Raw genomic sequence first — 11,724 nt, 5'->3', positions numbered from 1 at the left:
ACATATATCTCAAAATAAGTGTAATTATTTAACTTTAAAATTACTGAATTGTATTTATATGTATAAATGCAAATTTGACAATATGCTGTAAAAGGGCTATAATAAAGGTTGTGTAAAAATTATCGTGTAAAATGGCAGAAAAAATGTTAGTTCTGCCTACAATTCTACGGGAGGAAATTATGAAATTTATTCCAAAACTGACCAGTGTGGTTTTGTCAGCGGCAATAATGGCTCAGTCTGTTCCATTCGTATATGCGGCAGAGGAAAGCATTGCGTCAGGTGAGCTTTCAAATGATATCCAGATATCAAAGCCTGAATATGCTACAGGCAATATCGAGGCTGATGGTCTTTTAGAGCCTGTCACTGAGGACGACCCTGAGTATCATAAATATCTTGAAAACAACGATCCATACGGCATTATGACAATGTCTGCTCTGTGGGGGGCTGACAGCCTTACTCATCAAAACAGATTCAGCGGTATTTCAAAGGTCTATGGCATTGACGTTTCCTATTATCAGGGCAACATAGATTGGAAAAAGGTCAAAAACAGCGGTGTGGAATTTGTTATCATAAGAGTAGGCTACCGTGGCTATGGCAGTGCAGGAACGCTTGTGGAAGACCCTAAGTTCAAGACCTATCTTGACGGAGCTACCAAGGCAGGGCTTAAAGTTGGCGTATACTTCTACACGCAGGCGATAACCACAGCCGAGGCTAAGGCAGAGGCTAAGTTCGTTCTTGACAGGATAAAGGGATATTCTCTGCAAATGCCTGTTTATTACGATATCGAGTCTGTTGACTATGACACTGGCAGACTTGACAGCGCAGGGCTTTCCAAGGCTCAAAAGACCGCTCTTTGCACAGCTTTTTGCGACACTATCATAAAGTCTGGCTACAGCGCAGGTGTTTATGCAAACTACACATGGCTAAACTACTACATTGACGGAGCAGGACTTGGCAAGAAATATCCTATATGGCTGGCTCACTACACAAGCAACACCAATTATGACCAACGTATGGATATGTGGCAATATTCAGGAAGCGGTACTGTTTCAGGCATTTCAGCCTACACTGACGTGAATGTATGGTATTCGGGCAAGCTTCCACTTTATGTGTCCGACCTTATCTCAGTGAAAAACACCTCCACCTCCAACACATTTGCCTGGAACGGCGCTCCTGACGCAACAGGCTATGAGGTCTATCAGGGAACAAGCCCTAGCGACCCTAACAAGAAAAAAATAGGGGATACAAAGAATACATATTTTACAAACTCCAACAAGTCCACAGGCACTATGTACAAATACATGGTGAGAGCCTACAGTGACGCTTCTGGCAAGCGTGTTTACGGGGATTACTCTGATGTTTTTACCACCTGCACGCTTCCTGCGAACATCTCAAAGATATCCGCTTCTGCAAGGGGAACTTCTGTCACCATTAGCTGGAACAAAGTTTCAAAGGCGACCGACTACATCGTGGAGCATTATGTGAACGGTGCATGGAAGCAGGTCGGCACAACTTCAAGCCTTTCATACAAGGTGAATGGTATCACACAGAACGGCGTTAATATGTTCAGGGTAAAGGCGAGAAGAAATTACAGTGGCGTATACTACAACGGTGGCTACACATATGTAAACGCTGAGGTCACTGACATACCAAGTACAGTAACAGGACTAAGAAGCACTTCAAACACTTCTACATCAAACACCATAACATGGAACGCTTCCAAAAAAGCGGAAGGCTATGAGATCTATCAGTGGATAGGTACTACCGACAGCTACAAGCTAATAGGCACGACCACGTCCACAAAGTTCACAAACTCAAAGAAAAGCTCAGGCACGATGTACAGATACAAGGTAAGGGCATTCAACAATGTTGACGGACAGCGTATCGAGGGTGCATATTCCTCTGAGTTTACCACTTGCACTCTTCCTGCAAACGTATCATTCTCCCTTTGCTCCACTGACGTTGATTCCATAACACTCAACTGGAACAAGGTATCAAAGGCTACAGGCTATCAGGTAGAGATGTACACAAACGGAACATGGAAAACTCTCTCCACCCTTTCGGGAACAAGCTACACTGCAAGCGATCTTTCACAAAAAACAGCGTATCGTTTCAGAGTGAGAGCCATAAGAAATTATAACTACATAAACTACTACGGTGACTACACTGAAAAGGACATCACCATTCGTCCTGCAAACACACCTGAAGGGCTTTCCTCATCAGCGAACACATCAAGCTCCAACACTATCACATGGAAAAGCATGAATGGGGTATCAGGCTACAGCGTTTATCAGTGGATAGCACTACCGACAGCTACAGGAAACTTGGCGACAACGCTTATCCATACTACACCAACTCAGGCAAGTCATCAGGCACTATGTACACATACAGAGTAAAGGCATATTATGTAAGCGACAATGTTATGCAATACAGCAAGTATGCACAACTTGTCACCTGCACGCTTCCTGCAAACGTCACTGTCACAACGGCAAAGCGCTCAGGAAGCAACATCTCCCTTGCATGGAACAAGGTATCAAAAGCCACAGGATATGAGATATATGTGAAGTCAGGAAGCAGTTGGAAAAAGCTCACCACAACATCAGGCAAAAGCTACACTGCAAAAAATATGTCAGGCACTAAAACATTCAAAATAAGGGCATACAGAAAATACAATGGTGTGAACTATTATGGTGCTTATACTGAAAAGACGGTTAAATAGTCACTCGCCGTGACGGGCATTTTACGCCATACATTGTGATATGATACAAATTTGCACCGCTGAATAAAAATGAGGGGCGACCTTGGGTCGTCCCTTTTTTGCACAATTTTCAATATCCGCACAACATTATTGTAGGGGCTGGCGTCCTCGACAGCCCGCTCGTAGCGGCGACCCGTGATCGTTATATCTTTGATATCAAATTATTTGGGAAGCATTGTTGTGATATTCTCCGTTAATTCAACCGTGGAGAAATAATGGGACGTCGTATTTCTGCAAAGCAGAAATTGCGCCGCTCCCCTACATAGTTTGTGCGTTAAATCACAATACTTTGCTTCCATTTGCTGTAAGCTTGAACTTTGCTCCCAGAACACCTGCCGCACCTCTGCACATAAGCATACGCTGCAGGAAAATGTCAAAATAGTCATACATGGTGCAGATACTTTCGTCTATCTGCAAATTAAGGGATATGACCTTTTTATCAGCATTTATCTTTAAGCTCGCTTCTGTTACCGCATAGTTCACCCTGTCATGGATATCAAAAGAGGACTTGTCCTTATTTGACACTCGATTTCTTCGCACGTCTGTTTTATCCCCTATTATCACTGCGGCTGACACCGGATCTGTCGCTCCCCCTGTTGATTCGTCATGGCTTCCTATGCAGGAAACTATAGTCACCCTGTCCTCTAAGGGCATATCAGTACCTTTGAGAATATCATTTGCAAGTATTGCACCATACTCTGCATGGTGGGTACGGTTGACAGCATTGCCGATATCGTGCATATACCCTGCTATCTTTGCAAGCTCTATGGTATGCTCATCATAGCCGAACTCTTTAAGTATTGCGGCGGCTCTGTCTGCCACAAGAGTGGTATGCACCTCTGAATGGTCTGTAAAACCCAGAGATGTAAGATTTATCCCTGCCCTTTTTATAAATGCTTTTATTTCCTTGTTTTTTCTTATCTCTTTGTATGTCATTGATTTCTCCTGTTGGTTTATGATTATATTTATCTACGCAAGGCTTTTTACGTCCACATAATGTATTGTAGGGGCGAACAGTGTTCGCCCGCATTTGCTCGCCTGCATGAATTTGCGATTATACAAACCATGTCGCTCTCCGAACGGGACGTCGTATTTCTGCAAAGCAGAAATTGCGCCGCTCCCATACAGTTATATATACATATATATCATCATATCACTAATCAAGCTCATATACAATACATTCCGCATTTATTTTACAATATTCTGACACTATACAGGCACAAAATAGCCGTCGATATGCTCTTTGTCAAGCCCCTCGCCAATGACGATAAACACCGCCTGACCTCGCTCTATAGGCTTAACAGTGATGTTCTTGTGGGTGGCGTTAAGCTCAAGCCACTCGCCCTCAGCGTTTTGCATAAAGCCTTTTACACGGAATATCCTTCCGCACTTGCTGTCGCTCATAAGCCTGCTTACAGCATCTTCCACAGCATTGTCAGGAAGCTTCATATTCATAAAATACAAAGAGGTATAAGCTTTATCTTGGTCGAACCACAGCTTTTCGTGGGAATCAGGCTCATAGCCACTGTTGGCTATCCTTTCCATATCCTCGTCTGTAAGCTCCGACCAATCTTTCATTATTATCTCAGGCTTAGTCATTCTGTGGCAATGGAACTTTTTCTGCACGGCTTCAAGGTGTTTTAGAGTATCCTCAAGCTCCTGTTTTGTGGCTTCCTGACATCTGCTCATGAGAACTATGCCTGCTTCCGAAAGCTGAGAAGCAAGAAGATAATCAGAAGCTTCCGACAAGTTGGTATCAAGGCAGGCATCTGCAATAGTTATAACGCTTCCTATCTCGTACCAATTATCAAGAGGTTCTTCTCTGAGCACGTCAAAGAACTCGTCAGCCTCATAGATACCTGACGGCTCCACAATGACCCTGTCAAGACCACGCATACCCATAGCGATAAGCTTAGTCTTAAAACGCCGTCTGTGGCAATCCTTATCAGCCGCCGAGACCATTTCAAGGTCGCAATTCTCGTCCAAAAGCTCCTGCAAAAGAAGCATATCCACATTCACTGCACCGAAATCATTCTCCAACACGCCAATTTTACAGCCCTTATCCAAAAGATAACGGGCATATTTTTTATAAAAGTGGTCTTCCCTGCTCCGAGAAACCCCGTCACAAGGTCTACCTTGGTTTTCTTTTTCTCTGTGTTCATAGTTAATGCCTCCTAATGGTCATATTATACCACATTGACAGTGCTTTGGCAATGACAGAAATAAAAAAACACGCCTTACAAATTGTAAGACGTGCTATGCCAGTCACTACAAGTGACCTGGTGCGCCAGAAGGGACTCGAACCCCCGACCTACTGGTTCGTAGCCAGTCACTCTATCCAGCTGAGCTACTGGCGCATTCAACTCTAATATTATATCATATGCATGCACCCTTGTCAACAAGTTAATTGAATTTTACCACTTATTTTACAAAACATTCACATCGTTCCTTGCCACGTCACACCTTTATCCATCCTTTAAATGCCATTGTTTTTCACACTTTTTGTCAATCAAGTGTTTGTAACCATTTGTAATACTTTTTCAGCAAACTGCTCTGTTTTTAACCGGAATTTTTGTAGATTATTTATCATTCTATGCCCTTGACTTATATTCTGATTGTGGTATAATAGTAAATGTTCAATATTATGTTGTGATAAAAGCAGACAACCACAATATATAGTGGTTGAGCAGGATAGAATGAAAGGAAGAGTATAGGTGAAGATAATAAAAAGAAGCGGCGCTGAGAATACGTTCGATAAGGAAAAGATAGAAAATGCCGTTGCGAAAGCTAATATCACTGTGGAGGAAAAGGATAGGCTCTCTGAGGGAGAAATAGGAGAGATAGCACAGAATATAGAGGACAAATGCTCTGAAATGAATAGGGCTATGGACGTTGAAACTATTCAGGACTGGGTGGAAGCCGATATCATGCGCCACGGTAAGTATACAGTGGCAAAGCATTATATCACCTACCGCTATGAGCGTTCTATCGTCAGACAGGCTAATACTACTGATAAGCAGATACTTTCTCTTCTTAACTTTGAGAACGAGGAAGTCAAGCAGGAAAATTCCAATAAGAACCCTACTGTCAATTCAGTTCAGAGGGATTATATGGCAGGCGAGGTCAGCAAGGATATCACAAGAAGATTTTTGCTCCCAGACGATATAGTTGAAGCTCACGAAAAAGGTCTGATACATTTCCACGACGCCGATTATTTCGCTCAGCATATGCACAACTGCTGTCTTGTAAATCTTGAGGATATGCTCCAGAACGGCACTGTCATAAGCGAGGTCATGATAGAAAAGCCACACAGCTTCTCTACAGCCTGCAATATCGCTACACAATCTATCGCTCAGATAGCTTCTTCACAGTATGGCGGACAGAGTATCACACTTTCCCACCTTGCTCCGTTCGTTCAGATATCCCGTGATAAATACCGCCGTGAGGTAAAAAAAGAGTTCGCAGAGCTTAATATCCCTGCCGACGAGGATACTATAAATAAGGTAGCCGAAATGAGAGTAAAGGCTGAGATAGTTCAGGGCGTTCAGATGATACAGTATCAGGTCATCACTCTTATGACAACAAATGGTCAAGCACCTTTCGTTACTGTTTTCATGTACCTTGACGAGGTGCCGGAGGGGCAGACAAGAGATGACCTTGCGGCTATCATAGAGGAAATGCTCAGACAGCGTATCCAAGGCGTAAAGAACGAAAAGGGCGTATATATAACACCTGCGTTTCCTAAGCTAATATATGTCCTTGAAGAGGACAACATTAGAGAAGGCTCAAAATATTGGGAGCTTACAAAGCTTGCTGCAAAGTGTACCGCAAAGAGAATGGTGCCTGACTATATAAGCGAAAAGAAAATGAAGGAGCTTAAGGTAGACAAGAATGGCAATGGTCAGTGCTACCCTTGCATGGGCTGCAGAAGCTTCCTTACAACATATCTTGACGAAAACGGCAAGCCTAAATATTACGGCAGATTCAATCAGGGTGTTGTTACAATAAACCTTGTGGACGTTGCCTGCTCGTCATATAAGGATATGGATAAGTTCTGGAAGATATTTGATGAAAGACTTGAACTTTGCAGACGTGCGCTTATGCTCCGTCACGAAAGACTTAAAGGCACTCCGTCAGATGTTGCGCCTATCCTTTGGCAGAACGGTGCATTGGCAAGGCTTAAAAAGGGCGAAACAATCGACAAGCTCCTGTTCGGCGGATATTCCACCATATCACTTGGTTATGCAGGTCTTTGCGAATGCGTAAGATACATGACAGGCAAGTCGCACACAGACCCTTCAGCAACGCCTTTTGCACTTGAAGTTATGCAGCACCTTAATGACGCCTGCGCAAAGTGGAGAGCAGAAACAAACATAGATTTCAGCCTTTACGGCACTCCATTGGAGTCCACAACATACAAATTTGCAAGATGTTTGCAGAAGCGTTTCGGTGTTATCGAGGGTGTAACAGACAGAAACTACATCACAAACAGCTATCATATCCATGTTACCGAGAACATCGACGCATTTGACAAGCTCACCTTTGAGTCACAGTTCCAGGCTCTCTCACCAGGAGGAGCTATCAGCTATGTGGAAGTGCCGAATATGCAGAACAACATAGAGGCTGTTCTTGCAGTTATGCAGCATATTTACGACAACATCATGTATGCAGAGCTTAACACAAAGAGCGACTACTGTCAGAAGTGCGGTTTTGACGGTGAGATAAAGATAGTAGAAGATGACGGCAAGCTTGTATGGGAGTGTCCGAACTGCGGCAACAGAGATCAGAACACTCTGAACGTTGCAAGGCGCACCTGCGGTTACATCGGCACGCAGTTCTGGAATCAGGGCAGGACTCAAGAGATAAAGGAAAGAGTTTTGCATTTGTGATTTCTTTGAAAACATAATTAAAACCCAAAAATTTTTTCAGCCAAAATCGCAAAATTTTGAACATTATAGCCGTTAAAACTCAAAAGTTCAAAAATCAAAACTCGTCAAAAAAATGAACATTATAGCAAGGAAAACTCAAAAACTCAAAACTGCAAAATCCGAAAATAATGAACATTATTATTGACATAAAACAGCAAACAGCATATAACTATCGGGGCAATACAAAATCGTATTGCCCTGCGTTGTATGTATGAAAGGAGCGGAAAATGAATTATTGTGAGATAAAGAAAACCGATATCGCCAATGGCTCAGGAGTGAGGGTCACGCTGTTCGTATCAGGTTGCAGACACCACTGCAAGGGCTGTTTTCAGCCTGACACTTGGAACTTTGACTACGGCAAGCCTTTCACCGATACCACCGCAGACGAGATAATTAACGCCCTCTCAAAGGGCTATATAAAAGGACTTACGCTCCTTGGTGGCGAACCTATGGAGCCTGAGAACCAGCCTGAGCTGACAAAACTCCTCCACCGTGTGAAAACTGAGCTTCCCGACAAGGACGTGTGGTGCTACACAGGCTGTACCCTTGAAACTGACCTGCTTGCAGGCTCAAAGTCCCCATACAGAACACAGTACACAGACGAAATGCTGAGCCTTATCGACTACCTCGTTGACGGCGAATTTGTTCTCGAAAAGAAAAACATCTCACTGAAATTCAGAGGATCTGAAAATCAGAGGATACTTCATAAAAAGGACGGCATTTGGCTGCCTTGCGAAGATATGTAAAACAAAACCGCTCCCCGTGACATCACGAAGAGCGGTTATTTTTATTGCGTAGGTGCGACCTAAGGTCGCCCGCCTTGAAACTTTTATAAGATAACTCTACAGCCTTACTTTTCAGACTTTGTAAAGAATATCGCCTTTATAAGCTGGATAACGAGCATAGAGCCAAAGCTTAGAATGTATATCCATGCAAACTGCATACCTGTCATGTCTGCTATCTTGAAAAGTCCTTTAAGTGGTGGAACGAGCAGAACGGAGTTTAAAAATACCATTCCAAGACCGAACGCCATAAGACCGAACTTGTTGTTGAAAAAGTCCTTTGAGAAGATAACAGGACCTTTTTTCTTGCAGGAGAAGCCGTGGAACAATCTTGCAGAGCAAAGCACTGCGAATGCCATCGTCATACCAAGAGCTGCGCTTGTCTTGTTTCCCATAAGGAAAGCCGAAGCTACTGCTATCGCTATAACTACTCCATACAATGCGATCTCGCCCAGGAAAGGACGTGTGAGTATAGATTCATTTGCGTTTCTTGGCTTGCGTTTCATGACCTCTTCGGAGTGAGGTTCAAGACCCAAACCGATAGCAGGAAGCGAGTCTGTAAGCAGATTAATAAACAGCAAATGTATTGCCGCAAACGGAACAGGAAGTCCAAGCAGTGAGTTGAAAAGCACCACAAGAATTGCCGCAAAGTTGCCCGAAAGCAGGAAGAGTATAGCCTTTTTAATGTTCTCGTAAATGTTTCTGCCGTTTCTTATGGCCTTGACTATAGTTGCAAAGTTATCGTCTGCAAGCACCATTGAGGCAGCGTCCTTTGAAACCTCAGTTCCTGTGATGCCCATTGCAACGCCCACATCAGCCTGCTTTAACGCAGGTGCGTCGTTCACACCGTCGCCTGTCATGGAAACTATACAGCTGTTTGCCTGCCAAGCCTTTACGATCCTTATTTTATGCTCAGGTGTAACACGAGCGTAAACAGCCTTGTCCTTTACAAAGTCAACAAGCTCTTCGTCTGAATAAGCGTCAAGCTCGTGACCCTCAACAGCCTTTGAGTTGTCGTCAAGAATACCTATCTCACGGGCAATAGCCGAAGCCGTAACGATATGGTCGCCTGTTATCATGACTGGCTTTATGCCTGCCTTGCGGCATTCCGCAACAGCCGCCTTTGATTCCTCTCTCGGAGGATCCATCATAGCAATAAGACCGACAAACTCCAATCCGTCCTCGTCCTCTGGACATACGGTATCCTTGTCGAATTTTTTCTCTGCAAATGCAAGTATACGCAAACCTTTTTCCGAAAGCTCTGCCACACGCTGAGTTATAACAGCCTTTTCCTCATCGCTTGAAGTTATCCTGTTTATGAGAACGTCAGCCGCACCCTTTACATAAAGCACCTTCTCGCCGTCGATAACGTGCAGAGTTGACATAAGCTTTCTGTCCGAATCAAATGGTATCTCAGAAATTCTAGGGAGATCTTCCCTCACCTTGTCAGTGTCAATGCCAAGCTTTGTGCCAAAATTGATAAGAGCCGTTTCTGTAGGGTCGCCTATCTCAACGCCGTCCTTACAGCTTGAATCGTTGCAAAGGATCATGGCTCTCGTCATAGTCTTGACCTTTTCATCGTCAAGATCAACAGCGTCAGTGTCGATTATCCTGCCGTCTACCATTATTTTTCTGACTGTCATCTTGTTCTGAGTAAGAGTACCGGTCTTGTCAGAACATATTACAGAAACGCTGCCCAAGCCCTCAACAGCTTGAAGCTTTCTTATGATAGCGTTTTCCTTTGACATTTTCTGTGTGCCGAAAGAAAGCACAATAGTAACGATAGAGCTGAGAGCCTCAGGAATAGCCGCAACAGCAAGTGCGATAGCGAACATGAACGAATCCATAAGCTTGCCGCCACGAAGCACACTAAGTCCGAACACAACTGCACAGACAATAAGTATAGCAATGGAAAGCTTTTTGCCGAACTCGTCAAGAGTGTTCTGAAGAGGCGTTTTTCTCTCTGATGCGTTTTGGATAAGCGAGGCTATCTTGCCCACCTCAGTGTCCATACCAACCTCAGTGACAAGCATTTTTCCTCTGCCGTATGTGACAAAAGAGCCTGAATAAACCATGTTAGCACGTTCAGCAAGAGGCTTTTCGCCCTCTATATCGCTCATATCCTTGTCGATATTAACGCTCTCGCCTGTGAGTGCCGACTCGTTCACCTGAACAGACGCACATTCTATCAGTCTGCCGTCTGCACATATCTGGTCGCCTGCTTCGATAAGAAGAATGTCGCCCACTGCGATCTCCTCAGAGGGGATAATGACCTTTTCACCGTTACGAAGCGCCTTAGCCGTCGGTGCAGAAAGCTTTTTAAGGTTTGTCAGGGATTTTTCAGCTTGACAGTCTGAACTGTACCCAAAATAGCGTTCATTGTGATAACAACGAGAATTACCGCACAGCTCTCAACGTCTTTCATGAAAGCTGAAACTATCGCAGCAATAATGAGTATAAGCACAAGGAAGTCCTTATACTGCTCTAAAAAAATCACGGGAATGGACTTTTTCTTGCCCTCCGTGATAACATTTCGTCCGAACTTTTCGCAGTTTTTCACTGCCTGCTCGGTTGAAAGACCATTTTCACCTGATGAAAACTCAGTGTAAAGCTGGTCAAGTTTTTTCTGATACTGCTTCATAAAATACCACCTTTTTTATTTTTTCCTGTAAGCATTGCCGATATACCCTTCAAAGCCTCCTTTTCTCATAGGCTCAGAAAAATAAACGCATAAAAAATCGGCAAGACGTTTATTGGGTAAACTGCGCCTGTGGCAATTTAATCAATAAAAGTCTCGCCGTTTAGATATGCAGCGGTCCCTCATCGGAACGTACTGACGCAAACATAAACGGATCTCTCCGCCAGCTACTCTCTTTTACTATGAGGTTATTATAACCTATATTTTTGATTTTGTCAATAGTTTTTTATATATTTTATTGTACATTTGCAACTCATTTGCTTGATCTCATTTTCAAACACTTGTTAGTTTGTCAATGATATTGGACACGATAGTTATTGAAGAATTCGATAGGCGAAAGCCAGTTTAAAGGACGCATAGGACGATTGTTTGTCCTCTTTAAACGTGCAGCTAGCTGCACGTTTAAATCTTCACAGGAATAAAAACTATGGCAATTATAGAATTTGTTGTGATCTTCACGGTGGCTTCTTTCAACCTTGCCATTGTGCCGTGGAGTATATGGACGTATAAGCTTATGCCTTACTCCCAACTTTTCTAATGTCGCCTCAAAAAGCGTCT

The 11,724-nt window shown here is 43.5% G+C and carries 8 protein-coding genes, 1 tRNA gene and 1 pseudogene; 4 read left to right on the top strand and 6 right to left on the bottom strand.

Annotated features, from left to right (window positions below; genetic code table 11):
• The first annotated feature begins 179 nt into the window (after nucleotides 1–179).
• Nucleotides 180–2,396, top strand: a complete 2,217-nt coding sequence (locus DW793_RS12780; protein WP_181988376.1) for a GH25 family lysozyme — start codon at nucleotides 180–182, stop codon at nucleotides 2,394–2,396.
• Nucleotides 2,294–2,719: a hypothetical protein gene (locus tag DW793_RS12775; protein WP_147342211.1), complete on the top strand. Its 426-nt coding sequence runs from the start codon at nucleotides 2,294–2,296 to the stop codon at nucleotides 2,717–2,719. Before DW793_RS12780 ends, DW793_RS12775 begins: the two co-directional genes overlap by 103 nt.
• A gap of 318 nt (nucleotides 2,720–3,037) precedes the next feature.
• On the opposite strand, the gene DW793_RS12770 is transcribed toward DW793_RS12775, so the two are convergent.
• The 4 genes from DW793_RS12770 to DW793_RS12760 form a co-directional block, all read right to left on the bottom strand.
• Nucleotides 3,038–3,694, bottom strand: coding sequence for an HD domain-containing protein (locus tag DW793_RS12770; protein WP_181979801.1), 657 nt, complete (start codon nucleotides 3,692–3,694; stop codon nucleotides 3,038–3,040).
• Nucleotides 3,695–3,967: 273 nt separating this feature from the next.
• The gene (locus DW793_RS12765; RefSeq protein WP_390624687.1) at nucleotides 3,968–4,801 is read right to left on the bottom strand and encodes a GTP-binding protein; all 834 of its coding nucleotides are present in this window, start codon (nucleotides 4,799–4,801) and stop codon (nucleotides 3,968–3,970) included.
• A complete protein-coding gene (locus DW793_RS16020) occupies nucleotides 4,774–4,920 on the bottom strand; it encodes a hypothetical protein (protein ID WP_390624686.1) in 147 nt (48 codons plus the stop codon). The genes DW793_RS12765 and DW793_RS16020 overlap by 28 nt, the downstream gene beginning before the upstream one ends.
• 118 nt (nucleotides 4,921–5,038) lie before the next feature.
• Nucleotides 5,039–5,115 (bottom strand) — tRNA-Arg (locus DW793_RS12760).
• A gap of 357 nt (nucleotides 5,116–5,472) precedes the next feature.
• Here DW793_RS12760 and nrdD point away from each other — a divergent pair.
• Nucleotides 5,473–7,647 (top strand): anaerobic ribonucleoside-triphosphate reductase, encoded by a 2,175-nt coding sequence (nrdD, locus tag DW793_RS12755; RefSeq protein WP_022287606.1) that lies wholly within the window; start codon nucleotides 5,473–5,475, stop codon nucleotides 7,645–7,647.
• A gap of 266 nt (nucleotides 7,648–7,913) precedes the next feature.
• Nucleotides 7,914–8,432, top strand: coding sequence for an anaerobic ribonucleoside-triphosphate reductase activating protein (gene nrdG / locus DW793_RS12750; protein ID WP_117938740.1), 519 nt, complete (start codon nucleotides 7,914–7,916; stop codon nucleotides 8,430–8,432).
• Nucleotides 8,433–8,536: 104 nt separating this feature from the next.
• Here the strand turns inward: nrdG and DW793_RS12745 are convergent.
• Together DW793_RS12745 and DW793_RS12740 are read right to left on the bottom strand one after the other, a co-directional pair.
• Nucleotides 8,537–11,109, bottom strand: a pseudogene (locus tag DW793_RS12745) (cation-translocating P-type ATPase).
• Between the two features lie 349 nt (nucleotides 11,110–11,458).
• On the bottom strand, nucleotides 11,459–11,724 hold a 266-nt coding region (locus DW793_RS12740), incomplete at its 5' end, for an integrase core domain-containing protein (RefSeq protein WP_147342171.1).

This window comes from Ruminococcus sp. AM31-15AC (assembly GCF_003462045.1).
Lineage (GTDB): Bacteria > Bacillota > Clostridia > Oscillospirales > Ruminococcaceae > Hominimerdicola > Hominimerdicola aceti.
This window is presented reverse-complemented; position numbering and strand designations above follow the sequence as displayed.

Coding starts and splice junctions, on each gene's coding strand:
- DW793_RS12780 (WP_181988376.1), top strand. CDS start 180: ATGAAATTTATTCCAAAACTGACCAGTGTGGTTTTGTCAGCGGCAATA.
- DW793_RS12770 (WP_181979801.1), bottom strand. CDS start 3,694: ATGACATACAAAGAGATAAGAAAAAACAAGGAAATAAAAGCATTTATA.
- DW793_RS16020 (WP_390624686.1), bottom strand. CDS start 4,920: ATGAACACAGAGAAAAAGAAAACCAAGGTAGACCTTGTGACGGGGTTT.
- nrdG (WP_117938740.1), top strand. CDS start 7,914: ATGAATTATTGTGAGATAAAGAAAACCGATATCGCCAATGGCTCAGGA.